Annotated in this window: 25 protein-coding genes; 13 read left to right on the forward strand and 12 right to left on the reverse strand. The window is 65.3% G+C overall.

The window, feature by feature from the left end:
* Together QOH60_RS11625 and QOH60_RS11630 are read right to left on the reverse strand one after the other, a co-directional pair.
* Positions 1-701, reverse strand: a 701-nt coding sequence (locus QOH60_RS11625) for a fasciclin domain-containing protein (protein ID WP_526420341.1), incomplete at its 3' end; no start/stop codon positions are given.
* 81 nt (positions 702-782) lie between these two features.
* On the reverse strand, positions 783-1127 hold the full coding sequence (locus QOH60_RS11630; protein WP_526420343.1) for a DUF7882 family protein: 345 nt from the start codon (positions 1125-1127) through the stop codon (positions 783-785).
* Between the two features lie 84 nt (positions 1128-1211).
* Between QOH60_RS11630 and QOH60_RS11635 the strand changes: the two genes are divergently transcribed.
* From QOH60_RS11635 to QOH60_RS11650, 4 genes are read left to right on the forward strand one after another with little or no spacing between them, the layout of a single operon-like run.
* Positions 1212-2357, forward strand: a complete 1146-nt coding sequence (locus tag QOH60_RS11635; RefSeq protein ID WP_526420345.1) for an NAD(P)H-binding protein — start codon at positions 1212-1214, stop codon at positions 2355-2357.
* A complete protein-coding gene (locus QOH60_RS11640) occupies positions 2354-3067 on the forward strand; it encodes a CPBP family intramembrane glutamic endopeptidase (protein ID WP_526420347.1) in 714 nt (237 codons plus the stop codon). The genes QOH60_RS11635 and QOH60_RS11640 overlap by 4 nt, the downstream gene beginning before the upstream one ends.
* Positions 3068-3105: 38 nt before the next feature.
* Complete coding sequence (locus tag QOH60_RS11645; RefSeq protein WP_526420349.1) at positions 3106-4884, forward strand: N-acyl-D-amino-acid deacylase family protein; 1779 nt, start codon at positions 3106-3108, stop codon at positions 4882-4884.
* Position 4885: 1 nt separating this feature from the next.
* Positions 4886-5479, forward strand: a complete 594-nt coding sequence (locus tag QOH60_RS11650; protein WP_526420351.1) for a TetR/AcrR family transcriptional regulator — start codon at positions 4886-4888, stop codon at positions 5477-5479.
* A 99-nt stretch (positions 5480-5578) separates the two neighbouring features.
* Here the strand turns inward: QOH60_RS11650 and QOH60_RS11655 are convergent, their stop codons facing one another.
* Positions 5579-6427: an enoyl-CoA hydratase/isomerase family protein gene (locus QOH60_RS11655; protein ID WP_526420353.1), complete on the reverse strand. Its 849-nt coding sequence runs from the start codon at positions 6425-6427 to the stop codon at positions 5579-5581.
* Between the two features lie 78 nt (positions 6428-6505).
* On the opposite strand from QOH60_RS11655, the gene QOH60_RS11660 reads away from it, so the two are divergent.
* Together QOH60_RS11660 and QOH60_RS11665 are read left to right on the forward strand one after the other, a co-directional pair.
* Positions 6506-7258, forward strand: coding sequence for a 3-hydroxyacyl-CoA dehydrogenase (locus QOH60_RS11660; protein WP_526420355.1), 753 nt, complete (start codon positions 6506-6508; stop codon positions 7256-7258).
* Between the two features lie 28 nt (positions 7259-7286).
* Positions 7287-8288, forward strand: a complete 1002-nt coding sequence (locus QOH60_RS11665; RefSeq protein ID WP_526420357.1) for an NAD(P)H-dependent flavin oxidoreductase — start codon at positions 7287-7289, stop codon at positions 8286-8288.
* A 175-nt stretch (positions 8289-8463) separates the two neighbouring features.
* Here QOH60_RS11665 and QOH60_RS11670 read toward each other — a convergent pair whose 3' ends face one another.
* On the reverse strand, positions 8464-8634 hold the full coding sequence (locus QOH60_RS11670; protein WP_526420359.1) for a hypothetical protein: 171 nt from the start codon (positions 8632-8634) through the stop codon (positions 8464-8466).
* A gap of 98 nt (positions 8635-8732) precedes the next feature.
* On the reverse strand, positions 8733-8861 hold the full coding sequence (locus QOH60_RS11675) for a hypothetical protein (RefSeq protein ID WP_526420361.1): 129 nt from the start codon (positions 8859-8861) through the stop codon (positions 8733-8735).
* Positions 8862-9070: 209 nt separating this feature from the next.
* Here QOH60_RS11675 and QOH60_RS11680 point away from each other — a divergent pair, with 209 nt between their 5' ends.
* From QOH60_RS11680 to QOH60_RS11690, 3 genes are read left to right on the forward strand one after another with little or no spacing between them, the layout of a single operon-like run.
* Positions 9071-11353, forward strand: coding sequence for an MMPL family transporter (locus QOH60_RS11680; protein WP_526420363.1), 2283 nt, complete (start codon positions 9071-9073; stop codon positions 11351-11353).
* A complete protein-coding gene (locus tag QOH60_RS11685) occupies positions 11334-12032 on the forward strand; it encodes a TetR/AcrR family transcriptional regulator (protein WP_526420365.1) in 699 nt (232 codons plus the stop codon). Before QOH60_RS11680 ends, QOH60_RS11685 begins: the two co-directional genes overlap by 20 nt.
* Positions 12029-12670, forward strand: coding sequence for a class I SAM-dependent methyltransferase (locus QOH60_RS11690; protein ID WP_526420367.1), 642 nt, complete (start codon positions 12029-12031; stop codon positions 12668-12670). Before QOH60_RS11685 ends, QOH60_RS11690 begins: the two co-directional genes overlap by 4 nt.
* Here QOH60_RS11690 and QOH60_RS11695 read toward each other — a convergent pair whose 3' ends face one another.
* Positions 12671-13387 (reverse strand): SIR2 family NAD-dependent protein deacylase, encoded by a 717-nt coding sequence (locus tag QOH60_RS11695; protein ID WP_526420369.1) that lies wholly within the window; start codon positions 13385-13387, stop codon positions 12671-12673.
* 37 nt (positions 13388-13424) lie between these two features.
* Here QOH60_RS11695 and QOH60_RS11700 point away from each other — a divergent pair, with 37 nt between their 5' ends.
* On the forward strand, positions 13425-13796 hold the full coding sequence (locus QOH60_RS11700; RefSeq protein WP_526420371.1) for an Rv1152 family transcriptional regulator: 372 nt from the start codon (positions 13425-13427) through the stop codon (positions 13794-13796).
* An 81-nt stretch (positions 13797-13877) separates the two neighbouring features.
* On the opposite strand, the gene QOH60_RS11705 is transcribed toward QOH60_RS11700, so the two are convergent.
* On the reverse strand, positions 13878-14702 hold the full coding sequence (locus QOH60_RS11705; RefSeq protein WP_526420373.1) for a class I SAM-dependent methyltransferase: 825 nt from the start codon (positions 14700-14702) through the stop codon (positions 13878-13880).
* Entirely contained in the window at positions 14699-15217 is a 519-nt protein-coding gene (locus tag QOH60_RS11710) for a DUF1697 domain-containing protein (RefSeq protein WP_526420375.1), read from the reverse strand. The genes QOH60_RS11705 and QOH60_RS11710 overlap by 4 nt, the downstream gene beginning before the upstream one ends.
* A gap of 46 nt (positions 15218-15263) precedes the next feature.
* Here QOH60_RS11710 and QOH60_RS11715 point away from each other — a divergent pair, with 46 nt between their 5' ends.
* Positions 15264-15707: a PPOX class F420-dependent oxidoreductase gene (locus QOH60_RS11715; protein ID WP_526420377.1), complete on the forward strand. Its 444-nt coding sequence runs from the start codon at positions 15264-15266 to the stop codon at positions 15705-15707.
* A gap of 17 nt (positions 15708-15724) precedes the next feature.
* Positions 15725-15898 carry a DUF5302 family protein gene (locus tag QOH60_RS11720; protein ID WP_526420379.1) on the forward strand — a complete coding sequence of 58 codons (174 nt, stop codon included), beginning with the start codon at positions 15725-15727 and terminating at the stop codon, positions 15896-15898.
* Here QOH60_RS11720 and QOH60_RS11725 read toward each other — a convergent pair.
* From QOH60_RS11725 to QOH60_RS11740, 4 genes are read right to left on the reverse strand one after another with little or no spacing between them, the layout of a single operon-like run.
* Positions 15895-17202 carry an acyltransferase family protein gene (locus tag QOH60_RS11725; protein WP_526420381.1) on the reverse strand — a complete coding sequence of 436 codons (1308 nt, stop codon included), beginning with the start codon at positions 17200-17202 and terminating at the stop codon, positions 15895-15897. The two genes, QOH60_RS11720 and QOH60_RS11725, sit on opposite strands and share 4 nt — an antisense overlap.
* A gap of 9 nt (positions 17203-17211) precedes the next feature.
* On the reverse strand, positions 17212-18396 hold the full coding sequence (locus tag QOH60_RS11730) for an MFS transporter (protein WP_526420383.1): 1185 nt from the start codon (positions 18394-18396) through the stop codon (positions 17212-17214).
* A gap of 30 nt (positions 18397-18426) precedes the next feature.
* Positions 18427-20061 (reverse strand): monocarboxylic acid transporter, encoded by a 1635-nt coding sequence (locus QOH60_RS11735; RefSeq protein ID WP_526420385.1) that lies wholly within the window; start codon positions 20059-20061, stop codon positions 18427-18429.
* On the reverse strand, positions 20058-20384 hold the full coding sequence (locus tag QOH60_RS11740; RefSeq protein ID WP_526420387.1) for a DUF485 domain-containing protein: 327 nt from the start codon (positions 20382-20384) through the stop codon (positions 20058-20060). Before QOH60_RS11740 ends, QOH60_RS11735 begins: the two co-directional genes overlap by 4 nt.
* A gap of 87 nt (positions 20385-20471) precedes the next feature.
* Here QOH60_RS11740 and QOH60_RS11745 point away from each other — a divergent pair.
* On the forward strand, positions 20472-20780 hold a 309-nt coding region (locus QOH60_RS11745), incomplete at its 3' end, for an HhH-GPD-type base excision DNA repair protein (protein WP_526420389.1).

The following is a 20780-nucleotide window of genomic DNA, read 5'->3' on the forward strand; positions in this document are numbered from 1 at the left end:
GGCGCCGGCACCGGCGACGGCGCGCTCGTCGACGTGGACGTGCTCGTGGTCGTCGAGGTCGACGTGCTGGAGCTGCCGCTCACGGTCGGCGTGATCGCCTCCGGGGGATCAGCCGGGTCCAGCACCGTGTCGATGATGTAGATCCGTGCATGGCCGGAAATGATGCCGCCGCAAACGACCTTCGCGGTGTCGTTGACCTTCACGTCGCCGCCCTTACCGGTGACCTTGATCTCGGCGCCTTCCTGGCTTGGCCGCTGACCGTGCACGTCGTCCGGGCCCAGCAGGCCGAGGAACACGTGGTAGTTGACCAGCTTGCCCAGCCCCGCCGGGTCAGCCTTCAGCGCTTGCAGCTTGGCCGGATCCAGCGCCGCGAACGCCTCATTGCTGGGCGCGAAGATCACGTACGGACCGTTGTCAAGCATCGGCACGGTGTTCACCGCGGGGTTGAGCTGGCCCGAAACCGCTGAATAGAACGTGCTGATGTCCTTGATGGCCGCCAGCGCCTGGCCGGTCTGCGCTTCATGCAGGCTCTTGTACGTCGGCATCGTCGCCTTGAACGCGTCGCAGCCGGGGCCCTCAGGCTCGGGGAACTCCGCCGTGGGCGCCGGGTCAGCGTCGGCATTGATGGCCATCGGCACCGAGGCCATGATCGCCGCGATGGCCGCGGCGGCACCTATTGCTTTATGGGTGCGAGTCTTCACTTCCTGCTCCTCAACATCTCAGGTCGCAAGAATGGTATGGGCATCGGTCCTACAACAGCAAAATCGCAGTCGCCGGATTGGTCACAGTTTCTCCCTGAAACTCAGCCACACATCACTGTCGTCACGCACGCCGACCGGCCTCGCCATCGCGTCCAAAATGGCGTCCACCCGCTCGTAATCGAGCTCGACCGGGGATATCCGATCACCGCCGTCATCGCGCACGTCGTAGTGGAAAGACAGCTGGGCAGTGGGGTGAAGCCAGTGCGACACCGTGACGTCGTTGCCGTCGTCGTCCGTGTACGTACCGGTGAGGAAGAACCCGCCGGCCATCCTGAAGCGGCGATGCACCGCGGCCTGCAGGTGGGCGAGCGATTCGTTGGTGAACGTCAGCGGCAGTTCCCGGTCCCCGCAGTGCAGCGTGGCCACTATCGGCGCTCCTTCTCTTAGTGATTTATGCAACAGCCTAGGAAGCAGATACCCAATCGCGGCAATCTTGGGTAATCCCCTAGCGTGGGAAACGTGCGAGTCCTCGTCACCGGCGCGACTGGCTACGTCGGCTCGCGCTTGGTCGCAGCGCTGCTGGCCGAGGGCCACGACGTCGTCACTGCGACCCGAAACCCAGCCAAAATCAAGCGATTCGGCTGGGCAAGCGAAGTCAAAGCGGTCCGGCTCGATGCCAGCGACCCGGACGCGACGGCAACGGCATTCTCCGACGCCGGTCCCCTCGACGTCGTCTACTACCTCGTGCATGGAATCGGCCAGCCGGATTTTCGCGCAGCCGACAACCGGGCGGCCTCCAACGTGGCGACGGCGGCGACGGCGGCGGGCGTCAAACGCATCGTTTACCTGGGCGGATTCGTGCCCGATGGCGACGACCTTTCCGAACACCTGGCCGGCCGCGCCGAGGTGGCCGAGGCGCTCACCATCGACGGCGGCCCCGAGCTGGTGTGGCTGGGAGCCGCGATGATCATCGGCGCCGGGTCGACGTCATTCGAGATGCTGCGGTACGTCGGCGATCGGTTCGTGCTGTTTCCGCTGTTGCCGTGGGCCAAAAATCCGATGGACCCGATTTCGATTCGGGACGTGCTGTATTACCTTGTCGCCGCGGCAGATTCGCACCGAGTTCCCGCGGGCGCCTACGACATCGCCGGTCCCGAGACCACGACATACCGCGATCTGCTGTTCGCTTACGCGCGAAAAAGGAAGACCTGGCGAGCGGGGCTGTCCGTCCGCGGTATCGACACCGGCCTGCTGTCGAAGGTCACCGCGATCGCGCTGCCCGTGCCCGGCGGCCTCGCCGCCGACCTCGTCCAATCGCTGGACTTCCCGATGCAGGCCTCCGGCCACAGCCTCGACCAGGTGCTACCCGAGCCACCGGGCGGCCGGACGCCGATCGCAGACGCGATTGCGGCATCGCTGTCCTCGGGCAAGCCTGCGCCCGTCAACGCACTGGCCGATCCGCACCATCTTGCCGACAGCGATCCGGACTGGGCGGGCGGCGACGTGCTCGCCTTGCAGCGGCTGGCCAAGACGGTGGCGCCGGCCACGAAGCCGGCGCTCGGGCTGGTGAACCTGGTGCCAGGCCCGGTCGCGGGCGTCCTACGCACCGGATTCGACCTGTTGGCCGAATTCAAGCCGAACGGCAAGTCGGCGTGACGACGGCCTCGCCCGGATTGCTCGACGAGCTCAGAGCCGTGGCGACGACCGTCGCGGTTCCGCACCACGAGCCGCCGTCGCTGGTGCTGCGACGCCGCATCATCGTCGGGATCGTGCTCGTCGCCGGCGCAGTCGTTCTCGGGATCTCGTTGACCCGGAAGCCCGGCGACGCGTCGTTCTACTGGCTCACCTTCCTTCAAGCCGCAGTCTGGGGCGGCGGTGCGTACCTCTCCGGCCCCGTGCACTTGGGTTGCATCCGTTGGAGGGGCCGCAACCAGCGGCCCGTGATCCTCGGCCTGAGTATCGGCCTGGCGCTGGCTACCCTGTTCGTGGTGGGCGGCCTGGTGGTCCGCGAGATCCCGCCCATCCACGACCTGATCGCCCGGGTCCTGGAGTATGCGAACTACGGCTCGCTGTGGCTGGTGGTGGTGATCACGCTGGTCAACGGGGTCGCCGAAGAGCTGTTCTTCCGTGGCGCGCTGTACACCGCCCTAGGCGGCTTCCACCCGGTGGTCGTCTCAACCGTCCTCTACATCGGTGCGACGCTGGCAAGCGGGAACCCGATGCTCGGATTCGCGGCGATCCTCCTCGGCACTGTGTGCGCACTGGAGCGTCGCGCTACCGGAGGAGTGTTGGCACCCGTGTTGACGCACCTCATCTGGGGTCTGGTCATGGTGCTCGGCTTGCCGCCGATGTTCACCGGGAATTAAAGATTGCGAGCACTCACTATCTTTGTTAGGCTTCCGTCATGACCTACGACGTGATCATTCGCAACGCCCTGTGGTTCGACGGAACGGGCGCGCCACCGCGCACCCGCAACCTGGGCATCCGAGACGGCGTGCTGTCGGAGGTCTCCGCCGACGCGCTGGATGAGACCGGCTGCCCGGACGTCATCGACGCGGCAGGCAAGTGGGTGACGCCGGGGTTCATCGACGTGCACACGCACTACGACGCCGAGATCCTCCTCGATCCGGGCCTGCGCGAATCGGTGCGGCACGGCGTCACGACGGTTCTGTTGGGGAACTGCTCGCTGTCGACTATCTACGCTGACTCCGAAGACGCGGCCGACCTCTTCAGCCGCGTCGAAGCGGTGCCCCGCGAGTACGTACTCGGCGCGCTGAACGCGAAGAAGACGTGGTCGGGGCCGGGTGATTATGTCCGCGCGCTGGACGAGTTGCCGCTGGGGCCGAATGTCGGGTCCATGCTGGGTCATTCGGACCTGCGGACCTCTGTGCTCGGGCTCGAGCGAGCGACCACCGAGGGGGTGCGGCCGACTGACGCCGAGTTGGAGAAGATGGCGCGGTTGCTCGACGAAGCCCTGGACGCGGGCATGCTCGGCATGTCGGGCATGGATGCAGCGATCGACAAGCTCGACGGCGAGCGCTTCCGGTCCCGTGCTCTGCCATCGACATTCGCGACGTGGCGTGAGCGTCGCCGCCTGATCAAGGTGTTGCGTAAGCGCGGCCGGATTCTGCAGAGCGCGCCCGACGTCAAGAACCCGATCTCGGCCCTCATGTTCTTCCTCACCAGCAGCGGAATATTCGGGCGCCGCAAGGGTGTTCGGATGAGCCTGCTCGTGTCGGCCGACGCGAAGTCCAACGAGGGTGCCGTGCACGTGTTCGGGCCCGGCACCCGGCTGTTGAACAGGATTCTCAACTCCCACATCCGCTTTCAGCATCTTCCTGTTCCCTTCGAGTTGTATTCCGACGGAATCGATCTGCCGGTATTCGAGGAGTTCGGAGCGGGCACCGCCGCCCTGCACCTGCGCGACGAGCTCGACCGCAACAAGCTGCTGGCCGACAAGGAGTACCGGCGCCGCTTCCGCAAGCAGTTCGACAAGATCAAGCTCGGTCCGTCGTTGTGGCACCGCGATTTCCACGATGCCGTCATCGTCGAATGCCCCGACAAATCGTTGGTGGGCAAGAGTTTCGGGCAGATCGCAAAAGCACGCGGGCTGCATCCGCTCGACGCGTTCCTCGATGTGCTCGTCGAAAACGGTGAGCGCAACGTCCGCTGGACCACCACCGTCGCGAACCACCGACCGAAGTACCTCAACAGGCTCGCCATCGAGCCGAACGTCCACATGGGGTTCTCCGACGCCGGCGCACACCTGCGCAACATGGCGTTTTACAACTTCTCGTTGCGACTGCTCAAGCGCGTGCTGGAGGCCGAGAAAGCCGGAGATCCGTTCATGACGACGCAGCACGCGGTGCACCGGCTGACCGCTGAGGTGGCCGATTGGTTCGGCCTCGCTGCCGGCACGTTGCGCAAGGGTGACCGCGCCGACTTCGTGGTGATCGATCCTGCCGCTCTCGATGACTCGGTGGACGGGTACCACGAGGAGACGGTGCCGTTCTACGGCGGCCTGAGCCGGATGGTCAATCGCAACGACGCGACCGTCGTCGCGACGGGTGTCGGTGGAATAGTGGTGTTCCGCAACGGCGAGTTCCGCGAAGGCTATGGCACGACGGCGAAGTCGGGCCGATTCTTGCGGGCCGGCAGACAGCCTGTCTCAGTCGGAGTTTGACGTGCCAAGAACACAGCAGCAGCGCCGCGACGAGACCGTCGCAAAGCTATTGGACGCCAGCATCGACACGATCGTCGAGGTCGGGTATGCGCGCGCGTCGGCGGCGGTGATTACCAAGCGCGCGGGCGTATCGGTGGGTGCCCTCTTCCGGCACTTCGACACCATGGGCGACTTCATGGCGGCGACTGCATACGAAGTGCTGCGCCGGCAGGTCGAGCTCGGCAGCAAGCGGGCCGCCGAGATACCAGCGGACCGGCCGGCTCTCGACGCCTTGTTGGCCATCCTGCGCGACGTCACCCGCAACCCTGTGAATGCCGTGATGTACGAGCTGATGATCGCAGCTCGTACCGACGAAAAGCTCAGGGCCACTTTGCAAGACGTACTCACCGAGTATGGGGAGAAGATCTATGACGCTGTGCGCGCGCAACCGGGTACCGAAAGTGTGCCGGACAAAACGCTCGGCGTGCTCGTCATGACACTCATCAACACCTTCGACGGCGCTGCTCTTGTGCGTGGCGTGCTGCCGCAGCCGGAGCTGGACGCGGAACAGCTTGCGCTGCTCGCCACGCTGATCGACGAGAAGTACGGCGCCTAGCTGTCGGTCGCTTCATGCGCGAGCGTGCGTGTTGGTTGGTCAACTCGCGGCGCGTCGGCCGCAGACACGCACGCTCGCGGGGGAAAGGCGAGGGCGCGCCTAGCTGTCGGTGAATTTCGGGGTGCGGCGCTGCTGGAACGCCAGCGTGCCCTCTTTGAAGTCGCTGGATCTGATCAGCTCTGACTGTCCGGCCAGCTCGCGGACGAACGCCCCCTCGAGTTCGGTGAGCGTGGCGGCGTTGATCGCCTCCTTGGTCTTGCGCAACGCGGCGGCTGGACCGTTGACCAGCGTCGTCAGCACCTTGTCGACCTCTGCGTCGAACGTGTCGGCGGGATGGACCGCGGTCACCAGCCCTAGCTCGTAGGCCTCGGACGCGGGGATGCGCTCGGCCAGCAGCGCCATCCGCATCGCACGAATGCGCCCTATCGCCGCGGCCACCAACGCCGACGCGCCGCCGTCGGGCATCAGGCCGATCTTGGTGAACGCGAGCAGGAAAAACGCCTTCTCCGAAGCCAATACGATGTCGCAGGCCAGCGCCAACGACACGCCCACGCCTGCCGCGGGGCCGTGGACGACGGCGACGGCAGGCTTCGGCAGCGCGGCGATCGAGCGGGCCGCGCGATTCGCCTCGGCGATGATGCTGTGGTGTGAGCTCCCGCTCGCGCTCTTCAGGTCGTCGTCGCTGATGCCGGCGCCTGAACTGAAGCCCCGCCCCGCGCCACCCAGACGGACCGCACGCACGCGGTCGTCGGTGCCGGCGCGCTCGACCGTGTCCGCGATGCCGGTGAGCATCTTTTCGGTCAGCGAGTTGAGGCTGTCGGGGCGGTCCATCGTGATCGACAGCACGCCGTCGGCGAGCGAGACGGTAAGCCCGTCGACGGTCGGATAGGCGTCAGTGCTGGAATCGACGTCGCGGACGTGAAAAGCAGAAGTGGACTCGGCAGTCATGGCTACAGATTAGGGCTGGGTATAGTCCGACCAACCAGTGGGTCGGTCCGGTGCCGACCGAACGAAAGGAACCGATCAGTGGAGATCAAGGACGCCGTTGCGGTCGTCACCGGTGGCGCGTCGGGATTAGGCCTGGCCACCACCAGGCGATTGCTCGACGCGGGTGCACAGGTGGTCGTGCTCGACCTCAAGGGCAAGCACGCTGTCGACGAACTCGGCGACCGCGCCGTGTTCGCCGAGACCAACGTCACCGACGAGGCCGCGGTCACCGCCGCTCTCGATGCCGCTGAGAAACTGGGTCCGCTGCGCATCGTCATCAACTGCGCAGGTACCGGCAACGCGATCAAGACCCTGGGCAAGGACGGCCCGTTCCCGCTCGACGCCTTCCGCAAGGTCGTCGAGATCAACCTGATCGGCACATTCAACGTGATCAGGCTCGGCGCCGAGCGCATCGCCAAGACCGAGCCCATCGGCGGGGAGCGGGGCGTGATCGTCAACACCGCTTCGGTGGCCGCGTTCGATGGACAGGTCGGCCAGGCGGCGTACTCGGCGTCCAAGGGAGGCGTGGTCGGCATGACGCTGCCGATCGCCCGTGATCTGTCACGCGATCTCATCCGCGTGGTGACCATCGCCCCCGGCCTGTTCGACACTCCGCTGTTGGCGGGGCTGCCCGACCCGGCCAAGGAATCGCTGGGCAAGCAGATCCCGCACCCGAGCCGGCTGGGCAAGCCCGACGAGTACGGAGCGCTGGCCGTGCATATCGTGGAGAACCCGATGCTCAATGGCGAGGTGATCCGCCTCGACGGCGCGATCCGGATGGCACCGCGATGAGCGCTCGCGCGAAGAGCAGAAAGCCCCGATGAGCATCACGACGAAGTTCACCGAGGCGTTCGGCGTTGAGCATCCGGTGGTCCAGGGTGGCATGCAGTGGGTCGGCCGCGCGGAACTCGTTGCGGCGGTGGCTAATTCCGGTGCGTTGGGTTTCATCACCGCGTTGACGCAGCCGACGCCGGCGGATCTGGACAGGGAGATCGCCCGGTGCCGGGACCTGACCGACAAGCCGTTCGGCGTGAACCTGACGATCCTGCCGACGATCAATCCGCCGCCGTATGACGAGTACCGGCGGGTGATCGTCGAGGCGGACATCAAGATCGTCGAGACGGCAGGGTCCAATCCAGCGCCGCACCTGCCGATGTTTCATGACAACGGGATCAAGGTCCTGCACAAGTGCACGTCGGTGCGACACGCGGTCAAGGCGCAAAGCCTTGGGGTGGACGGGATCTCCATTGACGGGTTCGAGTGCGCGGGCCATCCGGGCGAGGACGACATTCCGGGCCTGATCCTGATCCCGGCGGCATCGGAGAAGATCGACATTCCGATGATCGCCTCAGGTGGCTTCGCCGACGCGCGCGGGCTGGTGGCGGCGTTGGCGCTTGGCGCAGACGGGATCAACATGGGGTCGCGGTTCATGTGCACGGCCGAGTCGGCGATTCATCAGAAGGTCAAGGAGGCCATCGTCGCGGGGTCCGAGCTCGACACCGACCTGATATTCCGGACCCTGCGCAACACAGCGCGGGTGGCCAAGAATGCGGTGTCGCGCGAGGTCGTCGAAATCCTCAACAACGGAGGGAAATTCGAGGACATCAAGGATTTGGTCGCCGGGACGCGCGGTGTGAAGGTCTATGAGATCGGCGACGTGGACGCCGGGATCTGGTCGGTAGGTACCGCGATGGGGCTGATCAACGACATCCCGACGGTCGGCGAACTCGTCTCGCGAATCGTGCGCGAAGCCGAGGAACTGATCCAGGACCGGTTGGCCAACATGATCGGATCGAACGAGGAAGAGAGCGTTCCGGCCTAAAGGGCTCGTCTAAATCCCCACACACCGTCGTGCCAGCCTCCTAGTATTTGGCCTCAGAGGGTCGGGTCGTCGGGAGGAGACTCTCGATGGTTGAACAATTGAGTCGATTCGCCGTGGCCGCCACGGCGGCGAGTACGCCACTTGCGTTCGTTGTGCTGGTCTCTCCGCCGGTTGGTCATGCCACCGAATGCGGCGTTGGAACCGTGTACGACGCGCCGTCGAACTCGTGCGTCGCGGCCGTCCCTGCGCCGCCTCCGCCTCCGCCTGCGCCAGCATGGAACGGTGACATCACGCCGTACTTCTCGGTGAGCGCCTGCGCGCCGATCCCATTCGTCGCAATTTGCACTGGGATTTGATGTGGCCGGAATAGGAGTACTCGACGGTGCCGGCTGAACCGGACGGGCACCAGTGCTGGGCTAACCTCAGCGCTGGTTCAGCGACTTGTCAGACCGCGGGTGCTAGCGGCCAGTCGTCAAGCTGCTCCGAGGTGTCGCCCTCTACCAGGAAATCGCCGTGGTAGAGCGCCTCAAAGTCCACCTTGATGACGTCAGCATTGGTGTCATCGATCCACATAGCTGTGAGGCTATGGGTCACGCTTAAGAGGATCTTGAGTTACGTTTCGGAAAACTGTGGCAATTCTTACCGGCGGGTAGGTACATCCGTTCACTTTCCTGCGAACGGGAACCCGAAGGCGCCCCCTGCAGGTTAGCCTCAGCGTTGACACCGCTGACTTACCGTTGATAACTTATCGGTGATAGGACGCTCACCCGGAAGGAAACACCGTGCTCGGGGGAATCGCACGTCTTGCCATCGCCGCGCCGCGACGGATCATCGCGGTGGCATTGCTCGTCATGGTCGGCACTGCCATATTCGGCATCCCGGTCATGAAGAGCCTATCGGCGGGCGGCTTCCAGGACCCGACTTCGCAGTCTGCGAAGGCGTCTGAGCTCCTGGCCGACGAGTTCCATCAGGGCGACATGGAACTGGTGATCAGCGTGACCTCCGATGCCGGTGCGCAGAGCCCGCAGGCGATCGCGGCCGGCACCGACATCGCGCAAAAGTTGCAGGCGTCGCCGTTCGTCGCTCGGGTGGTCTCCTGGGCGTCGCAGCCATCGCCGGCGCTGCTAAGCAAGGACGGCAAAACCGGTCTGATCGTCGCCGGCATCAATGGCACCGAAAGCGAGGCCCAGAAGCACGCGAAGGCGCTGACCGACGACATCGTCCACGATCGCGACGGCGTGACCGTCAAGGCCGGCGGCGAAGCAATGATCTACGTCCAGATCAATGGCCAGAGCGAAAAAGACCTGTTGCTGATGGAGTCGATTGCGATCCCGCTGAGCTTCCTCGTGCTGGTGTGGGTGTTCGGCGGTCTGATCGCCGCGGCGCTGCCGTTGGCCGTCGGCGGTTTTGCGATCCTCGGGACGATGGCGGTGCTGCACGCGATCACCTTCATCACCGACGTCTCGATCTTTGCCTTGAATCTCAGCGTCGCAATGGGATTGGCGTTGGCGATCGACTACACGCTGTTGATCATCAGTCGGTACCGAGATGAGCTCGCCGAGGGTTCGGGCCGCGAACAGGCGCTCGTTCGCACGATGATGACCGCTGGCCGAACGGTGTTGTTCTCGGCGCTGACGGTCGCTCTGTCGATGGTCGCGATGGTGCTGTTCCCGATGTACTTCCTGACGTCGTTCGCCTATGCGGGCGTCGCCGTGGTGGCATTCGCCGCGGCGGCGGCCATCATCGTGACCCCCGCGGCGATCGCGTTGTTCGGTGACCGCCTCGACTCATTGAATGTGCGGAAGCTGGGCCGCCGGCTACTCCGGCGCCCGAAGCCGACACCAAAGCCGGTAGAGCAGAACTTCTGGTATCGCTCCACGAAATTCGTTATGCGGCACGCTATCCCAGTGGGTGTCGCGATCGTCGCGCTGCTGCTTGTGCTCGGCGCGCCGTTCCTCGGCGCGCGGTGGGGCTTCCCCGACGACCGCGTGCTGCCGCACTCCCTGTCGGCGCGTCAAGTGGGCGATGAGATGCGGGAGAACTTCGACGTGGACTCCGCCACCAACGTCACGGCGGTGATCCCCGACATGGCGGCGACGCCGCCGCAGGAGCTGAGTCGTTACGCCGCCGAGCTTTCCAAGGTTCCCGATGTGTCGTCGGTGTCGGCGCCCGACGGCACCTACGTGCAAGGTGAGCTCCGCGGGCCGGCGTCGGCACCCACCGACTTCAGGGACGGCCGCGCCTTCGTGACGATCGGCAGCACCGCATCCCTGTTCAGCGATGCGTCGGAAACTCAGCTCGACCGGCTGCATGCAATTCGCGGCCCCGGTGGGCACGACGTGTTGCTCACCGGCACAGCGCAGATCAATCGCGACAGCAGCCAAGCGATAACGTCGCGCATACCGATTGTGCTGACCGTCATCGCGCTGATCACGTTCGTGTTGCTGTTCCTGCTGACGGGCAGTGTTGTGCTGCCACTGAAAGCGTTGCTGCTCAACGTGTTATCGCTGACCGCCGCCTTCGGCGCACTGGTCTGGATCTTCCAGGACGGCCACCTTGGCGCGTTCGGTACGACGCCCACGGGCACCCTCGTCGCCAACATGCCGGTGCTGCTGTTCTGCATTGCGTTCGGCCTGTCGATGGACTACGAGGTGTTCCTGCTCTCCAGGATCCGCGAATTCTGGCTGGAGTCGGGACGTACCCGTGCAGATAGCGACGAGAGCGTTGCACTTGGTCTCGCCCGCACCGGTCGGGTGGTGACCGCCGCGGCGCTGGTGATGTCGATTTCGTTCGCGGCGCTGATCGCCGCGCAGGTCGGGTTCATGCGGATGTTCGGCGTCGGTCTGACTGTCGCGATTCTGGTCGATGCCACCCTGGTCCGGATGTTTCTCGTCCCGGCATTCATGCATGTCTTGGGGCGGGCGAACTGGTGGGCACCGAAGCCGTTGGCGCGCTTGCACGCCCGGTTCGGGATCAGCGAATCGGGGCCGAGCTCACAAGCCGAATCAGGACGTCACCGAGTGCCCGAGACGGAAGATGGTCAGCGTGTCGACGCCCGTCCGTAGTTCCGATCGCAGGAGAAGGGCCCCGCGCGGCTCCGGCGACCAGCTGCGCGAGGAGATTCTCGATGCCACCACTGAGCTGGTGCTCAAGACCGGTCATGCCAAGGCGGTGTCCATCCGCGCGGTTGCCGAACGGGTCAGGGTGACCCCGCCGTCGATTTACCTGCACTTCACGGACAAGGACGCACTTCTTGACGCGGTATGCGCCCGGTATTTCGAGAAGCTGGACGAGGAGATGCAACGCGCGGCCGTGCAGGAAACGACCGCGCTCGGCACGATGCGTGCGCTCGGCCAGGCGTATGTCCGCTTCGCGCTGCAGACCCCCGAGCTGTACCGCATCGCCACGATGGGCGAGGGCCGACCCGACAGCGACGTCGACATGACGCTCAACAGCTCTGCGTTCAAACACATGTGCGCGGGAGTCGAGGCGATGATGGACGAGGGCATTTTCACTCGCGACGACCCGACCCGTGTCGCGCTCGAATTGTGGACGGCGGCGCACGGCGTCGCGGCGATGCTGATCGCCAAGCCGTATCTCCCGTGGGGTGATGTCGAAGAATTCACCGATCGTGTGCTCGGGGCGGTATGTTGCGGCCAGATCGTCGGCGGGATAATCGGATACGACACGTGCCCGCAGGAGACAGTGGACACGCTGTTGAAACTCAAAGGAACCCAGCGATGAGCCAGGCCCGTAGCCGCGTGGAGAACCCGTTCTTCGCCCGGCTGTGGACGGTGCTGTCGGCGCATGAGTCGGAGTCGATGCGCAAGCTGCGGCAGGAGAACCTGGCCGGCCTGTCGGGCCGGGTGCTAGAGGTCGGCGCGGGCACAGGAACCAACTTCGTGCTGTACCCGACGACGGTCGACGAGGTGGTGGCGCTCGAACCCGAGCCTCGGCTGTTCGCGATCGCCCAGCGGACCGCGGCAACCGCACCTGTTCCCGTGACCGTGGTGGACAGTACCGTCGAGGAGCTCGATCCCGGCAGTCCTTTCGATGCGGTGGTGTGCTCACTGGTGCTGTGCTCAGTGGCAGACCAGGAAAGCGTGCTGCGGCAACTGTTTTCACACGTCAAGCCCGGCGGCGAGCTGCGATTCTTGGAACACGTCGCCAGCGACGGGCTGCGCGGGCGCCTTCAGCGCGTCGCGGATGCGACCGTGTGGCCGCGGCTGGCCGGCAACTGCCACACCCACCGCGACACCGAGACCGCGATCGCCAACGCGGGCTTCGTCCGGCAGTCGGCGCGCCGCGATTGGATGCTTCCGCGGTGGGTGCCGGTGCCGGCCGCGGAGGTTGCCCTCGGTTGCGCGGTGCGGCCCGCGTAGTCAGCGGATCAGCCCGGCCAGCCTGTCCAGCAGGCCAGGCAGCGCGCTTGCGGCGGTGTCGCGGATCGTCACAGTCGCGCTGTTCGACAGGGGAGTGCTGTCGGGGTTGACCTCGACCACCGGAATGCCGTTGGCCAGGGCGGCCGACGGTAATCCCGCTGCGGGATAGACGATTCCAGATGTCCCGACCACGACTACCACGTCGGCCCCTGCGACAGCATCGACGGCCTCCTGCCACGGTTCCTCTGGCAGGGACTCGCCGAACCACACGACGCCGGGACGGATCAACCCGCCGCACCTCTCGCACCGCGGTGGGTCGATCGCGACCACCGGCTCGGCCATGTCGGCGATCTCGCCCTCATACGGCGTGCCGCACCGCGTGCAGCGGAAACCGAACAGGGTGCCGTGCAGGTGCGCGACACGCCCGCTGCCCGCGCGCTCGTGCAGATTGTCGATGTTCTGCGTCACCACACGGACCTCGGCGTCGCGCTCCCAGTCGGCGACCGCGCGATGTCCAGCGTTGGGTTCGACCGACCTCACCAGGTGATAGCGCCACAGATACCACGCCCACACCACGTCGGGCTGCCGCCGCCAGGCCTGCGGGGTGGCCAGCTCCTCGGGGTCGAATGTCTCCCAGAGTCCGGTGTGCGCGTCGCGGAATGTCGCGACGCCGCTCTCTGCGGACATTCCCGCTCCGCTGAGCACCGTCACGCGCACGGGTCCAAGGTACTGGCAGCCGCGATATGTTGAGCAGGTGTCCGAGTTGGCCGACTGGCTTCAGCTTGACCCCGCTGCAAGCGCGCCGCTGTTCGATCAGCTGAGAACACAGATCATCGAGGGAATCCGGCGCCGGCGGCTGCCCGCGGGCACGAGGATGCCCACCGTGCGTGCACTCGCCGCCCAACTGGGTCTGGCGGTCAACACAGTGGCGAAGGCCTACCGCGAACTCGAAGTGGCCGGAATGGTCGAAACACGCGGCAGGAAAGGCACCTTCGTCTGCGGAGTCGACCCCGCCGCGGCCGCGATGGGCGCTGCTGCGCGCGCCTATGTCGACACTGCGCAATCCCTCGGGGTGGGGTCGGCCGAAGCAGTGCGTTACGTCAAGGCCGCGTTCGGAAACGGCTAGCGTGGCGCCGCTTGCGCCGAGATCTACCTGAGGGTTGTGGTTTCTGCCGCGCGACAGCCCTGGTGTCGATTTCGGCGCGATCTAGCCGAATTCCAGCAGCGTGTTCGTCGGGCGCACCGGGTCGAGCTGGGGCAGGCGCTGGGCCGTCCACACGATCGTGTTGAACACCGTTCCGCGGCCGCGGGGCAGCGGCTTGTCGTGGACCGCGCGGATGCCGGGCACCGTCTTGATGAGATCTGCGATCTCGCTGGGCGACATCGAGAACGGCATGGCCGGCACCCGGTAGCGCAGAGACCGTACAAAACGGCGCCGGGTGAGCGTCGTCGCCCACCGCGGCGGCAGGTCGAACATCATCTGACCGCCCGGAAACCGTCGAGCGCACTCCGCGATCAGCCCGAGCGCCTCCTCCGGCTGCAGATACATCAGCAGGCCCTCGGTGGTGATGAACACACCCTGCGTCGCGTCGACGTCGTCCATCCACGAGTAGTCCAGCGCCGACTGCGCGCGAACGGAAATCCGCGGCGACGACGGCAGTAACCGTTCCCGTAGCTCGATGATCGGAGGCAGATCAACCGTCAGCCAACGAAACTCGTGACCCACGGCCTCGTCGAGCCGCCAGAAGCTGGTCTGCAGGCCTTCCGCCAACGCCACCACCGTGGCGCCCGGATGCGCGCTGAGGTAACGCTTGGTCCAGTTGTCGAAGGAGACCGCGCGCAATGCCATGGCCTGGCCGTGTGTCGGGCCGAACTTCGAGAAGTCGAAATCGATCGCGTCCATCAGTTCGATCGCGACAGGATCGTCGATGATCCCGTCGGGTCGGCGGGCTTCGGTGGCCCGCGACCGAAGCGTCAGCAGCGCTGTCTCGGACACCCCGGTCAACGCGCTGGCGTCAGCCCGGCCGCTCACGGCTTGAGCACCTTGTCGAGCGTGCGCAGGTTGCGGGTGGTGGTCGACGACTTGTAGCGCTTCTTGCCCATGGTCTTGCCCATCGTGCTGTCAAGCGTCTTCGACCGCGCAACCTGCCAGTAGACGACGCCTTCGCCGCGCTCGATTTTCTCACCGGGGCCCGGAGTCATCGCGGCCAGCTCGTCGAGGACCTCGGGGTCGGAGACGAACGTCACGTACGAATGATGCTCGGCCACTTCACGTTTGAACGGGTATCCAGCCGAGATGGCGGAGACGGTGTCCAGGTCGTAAGCCAATACCCACGCGTCGTAACCGAACGCATCGCGCAGGGCCGTCTCTGCCTTCTTGCGCACCCCGTCGACCTTGGCGCGTGATTCGAGAAGCACATTGCCGCTGGCAAGGATGGTCTTGACGTTGCTGAATCCGGCTTCGGAAAGTGCCGTCGCCACGTCGGCCATCTTGAGGTTGACCCCACCGACATTCACTCCCCGCAGGAAGGCGGCATAGCGTGTCACCTCACCAATCGTAGAGACCCAGCGCGGCAACGTAGGCTTTCACGTCATGGCCCCGCAGGCATTCGACGACAAGCTGCTGGCCGTCATCAGCGGAAACTCGCTGGGCGTGCTGGCGACCATCAAGCGCGACGGCCGCCCGCAGCTGTCAAACGTGTCTTACCACTTCGACAAGCGCGCGACGGCGATCGAGGTGTCGATCACCGAGCCGCGCGCGAAGACGCGCAATCTGCGCCGCGATCCGCGCGCGTCGATACTCGTCAGCTCCGACGACGGCTGGTCGTACGCCGTCGCAGAAGGAAATGCTGAGCTGAGTCCCCCCGCCGCAGACCCGCACGACGACAGCGTCGAAGCGCTGATTGCGTTGTACCGCAACATCGCAGGTGAACATCCGGATTGGGACGATTACCGCCGTGCGATGGTCACCGATCGTCGAGTGTTCATGCGGCTTCCGATCTCACACCTCTACGGAATGCCGCCCGGAGTGCGCTGACCCGTTAGCCTGTCAGGATGGCATCCGACGACGCCCCCGAAGACGACACCAAGGCCAAATTCCGCGAGGCCCTGGAACGTAAGAACGCTCGTGCGGCGGGCGGCCAACAGCACAAGAACGGCGGCCCCCAGCAGCCGCGCGCCCATGGGCCTGCCGAACAGCGCCGGGAGTTCCGCCGCAAGAGCGGCTAGCGCGCCACCGTCGCCGTCGCCGGCACGTCCCTCGCCAGCGCGCGCGCTGACGCGAGAGCGCCGAGCAGCACACCGACGCAGACCAGGCCGTTGTCCTGCAAGCCCGCCTTGACCGACAGCAGCGTCGCAATCGACGCCACACACAGCAGCATGCCCACCGCGACACTGCGCACACCCGGCCCGCGGACATATCCGCCGTCCCAGAAGGGAAGCGGATTGTTCTCCAGCGGTCGCAGCGCGACGAACAGCACCGCGACCATCAATGTCATCAACACCACCTGCACGATGCTCAACACGACGAAGTCGCCGGAGTGGACGTCGAAACGAGGCACCCCGAGCGCGTCGAAGGCGAGATGCATGCCGAGCAAGGCCGGCATGTGCCACAGATACAGCGTCATCGCACCTGAATTGCCAATCGCCACAAGCCGCCACGCGCGCGGGTGCTGCGCCCACCGCGTGATTGCGGGCGCGAGGGCGATCGCGACGCAACAAAGCACGATCGCGTGACCGGCGAGAAGCAGCGACGGCGGCACCATGTTCGACAGCCGCTGACCGAAGTAACCGACGAAGCTGAGGTCATACGGCCCGTGCCAGACCAGCAGGATGTCGACGACGAGCATCGTCGCGGCTAGCGCGACGGCTGCGCGGCACGTCAGTAGTCGGCGTCGGTACGCGACACCGAACATGCCCGGGATCAGCCAGACAGCCATGTTCACGTAGCCGAACGCCGACAGGCCGTCGACGTTCAGCCGGACCGTGTCGACGACGGCGACGGCTCCGTACACCGCAGCAACGCTTACGGCTAGGCGCGTGGTGGTGGTGATGCGGTACAGCAGCGGAATCGCTGCCAGCACAAGCACATACGCGCCAAGAAACCACAACAGCTGAACACTGGTGGCCGCGATCGGTTCGTAGACGTGCGTCGCCATCAGCGGCCGCAGCACTGCCAGCGCGACCGCCCAGAACGCGAGGTAATAGAACACGGGTCGGTACAGGCGAGTGCACCGCTTCATCAGCCAGCCGCCCCAGCTACTTCCGGGAGACCACGAGTCGACGCCCGCCGCCGTCCCGGCGAAGAAAAACAACGGCATGATTTGCAGCACCCACGTCAACGCCTGGAACGGCGGCACCGCGCTGAGCAGGTTTTCCCAGATGAACGTGTCGTCGCGAATCGTGCTGATGGCCATGATCGTGTGGCCGAGCACCACCGCGAGCAGCGCCACGATCCGGATGACGTCGATCGCGCGGTCGCGGGTGGGTGGGGTCTGCTGCGCAACTTCCGCTGGTGACGGGAACAGCGCCATGCAGGAAATCTACTCTCGCGAGACCCGCGACTCCTGCACCAGAATCGCGGTCAGGCAGATCGCGGCCAGTGCCGAGACGGCCAGCGAGAAAGCGATTCCCGCGGTTCGCAATCCCCACAGTTGTGCAGCCACGCCTGCCCCGATCACAGGAAGCGAGATCGCGATATAGGCCACGACGAAATAGGTGGAGTTCACCTCCGCCTTGCGTTCCGGTGGCACCAGCTCGCCGACCGCCGCAAGGCCGCGGCTGAAGCTGATGCCCTGGCCCACGCCTGCGATCACGGAGCCGACAATGAGCAGGACCAGACTCGAGAAATGAAGGGAGACACCGATGATCAACGCTCCCACGACCAGTACGGCGCAGCCCACCGCCACTGCCTTGCGAGCCGGGAGCCGGTCGGAAGCCAACTGAGCGACAGCAGAGGCGGCGAAGATCGAGCAGACGATGGCTCCGGCCACAGCGTGATTGCCAATGCCGATGATCTGGGCGACGAATGACGGTGATACGGCGGTGAACAGGCCGAGGACCGCGAAGCCCGCGAACCCGGCGATGGCCGCGACCACGAACACCGGGCGCACCTCCGCAGGCACCGAGAGTCGTTGAAAGCCGACATCGCCGGTGCGAGTGCTGGTTTCGGGCACCGAGAGCACGCACGCCAGGGCCAGACACATCAGCACGATGTGGACGATGAAGGACAGGTTCAGCGGCTCGGGCGCGTATTGCACGAGCACGCCTGCCAGCAACGGCCCCAGTCCGAGGCCGCCGATGTTCGCTGTGGTAGCGATGGCCGACGCGCGGTTGCGCCAGTTAGCGGGAGCAGCCTCGATGACGGCCGCGGTCGCGGTGCCGGTGGCCACACCCGCCGACAATCCGGAGAACAGCCGCCCGACCAGCAATTCGCTTACGCCGGTCGCGCCGATAAACACGATCGCGCTGACGAGTGCGCACACGATCGCCAGCATCAGCATCGGACGGCGGCCGACAGCATCCGACCACCGGCCGAACGCCAGCAACGCTGCCAGCACGCCACCGGCATACGTCGCGAACACCACGGTGGTGGTCAGCACGCCGAAGTGCATGCGTTCGGAGTACAGCGCGTACATCGGCGTCGGCAGCGTCGTGCCAACCATGATCGCGGCGAATACATAGGCCAGGAGAGCGAACGCGAATCGCTTTCCTTGGCTTGAGTGCACAGCCGATCGTATCGACCGTCACTCACACGACTACTTTGGAACCGCCTTTTCGGCGCCGATTCCGGTCAGCGAGCGCACTTCCATCTCGGCGCTGATCGCGGGATCGCCGGTGTCGCGCGAGGAGAGTGTGCCCACGATTCCGAGGATGAACGCGAGCGGGATCGACACGATGCCGGGGTTGGACAGCGGGAAGTACGCGAAGTCCATGCTCTTGAGCATCGACGTCTTGGGGTTGCCCGACACCGCCGGCGAGAAGATGATCAGCACGATCGTCGAGATCAGGCCGCCGTACATGCTCCACAGCGCACCACGGGTGTTGAACCGCCGCCAGTACAGCGAGAACAGAATCGTCGGCAAGTTTGCCGCCGCGGCGACAGCGAACGCGAGCGCCACGAGGAACGCGACATTCTGTTCAGCCGCAAGGATTCCCAGCGCAATCGCGATGATGCCCAGCACCACGGCGGTGATGCGCGAGACGCGTACCTGTTCGGCCTCGGTGACGTCGTCGTTCTTCATCACGCTGGCGTAGATGTCGTGCGCGAACGACGTCGACGCGGTGATGGTCAACCCGGCGACGACGGCGAGGATCGTCGCGAACGCGACTGAGGAGATCACACCGAGCAGGACTACCCCGCCGAGGTGGAACGCGAGAAGGGGCGCGGCCGAATTCTCCTTCCCGGGTGCCGAGTTGATCGTTCCGGGTCCGACGAGCGCCGCGGCGCCGTAGCCGAGGACCAAGGTGAACAAGTAGAAGGCCCCGATGAGCGCGATCGCCCACACCACAGACCGGCGCGCTTCTTTGGCGGTAGGCACGGTGTAGAAGCGCATCAGCACGTGCGGCAGGCCGGCTGTGCCCAGCACGAGGGCCAGTGCGAGCGATAGAAAGTCCAGCTTCGTCGTTGCGTTTGTGCCGTATTTAGCGCCGGGCGCGAGCACGTCACGCGCGGCAATCGCTTTGTCCTTGGAGTGGTGCACGGCATCCTGTGCCGACCCGAGGATGTCGGAGAAGTTGAAGCCGAACTTGGCCAGCACCCAGACGGTCATGATCGCCGCGCCGCCGATCAGCAACACCGCCTTGATGATCTGCACCCACGTGGTGCCCTTCATGCCACCGACCAGCACGTAGGTAATCATCAGGATCCCGACGACCACGATGACCAGTGCTTGGCCGAAGCGGCCGTGAATGTTGAGCAGCAGCGCGACCAGACCGCCGGCACCCGCCATCTGCGCAAGGAGGTAGAACAGCGATACGGCCAACGTGTTGGTGGCCGCGGCAACCCGCACCGGGCGCTGCCTGAGGCGGAAGCTCAGTACGTCGGCCATCGTGAATTTGCCTGTGTTGCGCAGCAATTCGGCTACCAGAAGCAGCGCCACCAACCAGGCGACGAGGAATCCGATGGAGTAAAGGAAGCCGTCGTAGCCGGCGACTGCGATCGCGCCTGCGATGCCGAGGAAGCTCGCCGCGGACAGGTAATCGCCCGAGATCGCGATGCCGTTCTGAGCGCCGGTGAACCCTCGCCCAGCGGTGAAGAATTCGGTGGCTGTGGCGTTGCGCTGGCTGGCGCGGATGACGATGAACAACGTGATGAGCACGAACAGCGCGAAGATGCCGATGTTCACCCACGGGTTGCCCGTGCTCGACTCGGCAGCAACGTAATTCGTCACGAAACGTCGCTTTCGGCGTGCTCCCAATCCGCACGAATCGCCGCGGCCTCAGGGTCGAGTTTGTGATTGGCGAACCAGACGTAGATGCCGGTGATGACGAACGTGCTGAGGAACTGCCCCAGTCCGATGATCAGGCCCACGTTGATGTTGCCCCACACCTTCTGTGCCATGAAGTCGTGAGCGTACGCACCAAGGAGGACGTAGACTCCGTACCAGATGAGGAACAATGCTGACATCGGAAAGACGAAGCGACGCAATCGACTTCGCAATTCCTGGAACTGCGGGCTTGCTTGAATCTCCAGATACTGTTCGGGCGTGGGCACCGATGCCTCCTACCTTGGGCGAAACTGGGCGACTCCTGTCAGCCTAGTGAGACCTGCGTCACAAAAGCGAGCATCTAAACTTGCCGCGTGGCGAAGTTGCAGCTTGTGGGTGATCCGGCGGCCGATGCGCTGCTCGACGACAATCCGATGGCCCTGCTGATCGGCATGCTGCTGGACCAGCAGGTGCCCATGGAGACGGCGTTCGCGGGGCCGAAGAAGATCGCGGATCGTATCGGTGGCATCGATGCCCGCGAGATCGCCGACTACGACCCGGAGAAGTTCGCCGCGCTGTGTGCCGAACGGCCTGCGGTTCACCGGTTTCCGGGATCGATGGCCAAACGGATCCAGGCACTGGCCCGCGAAATCGTCGACCACTACGACGGGAATGCGGCGGCG

It is taken from the genome of Mycobacterium sp., from assembly GCF_032159765.1.
Taxonomy (GTDB): Bacteria; Actinomycetota; Actinomycetes; order Mycobacteriales; family Mycobacteriaceae; genus Mycobacterium.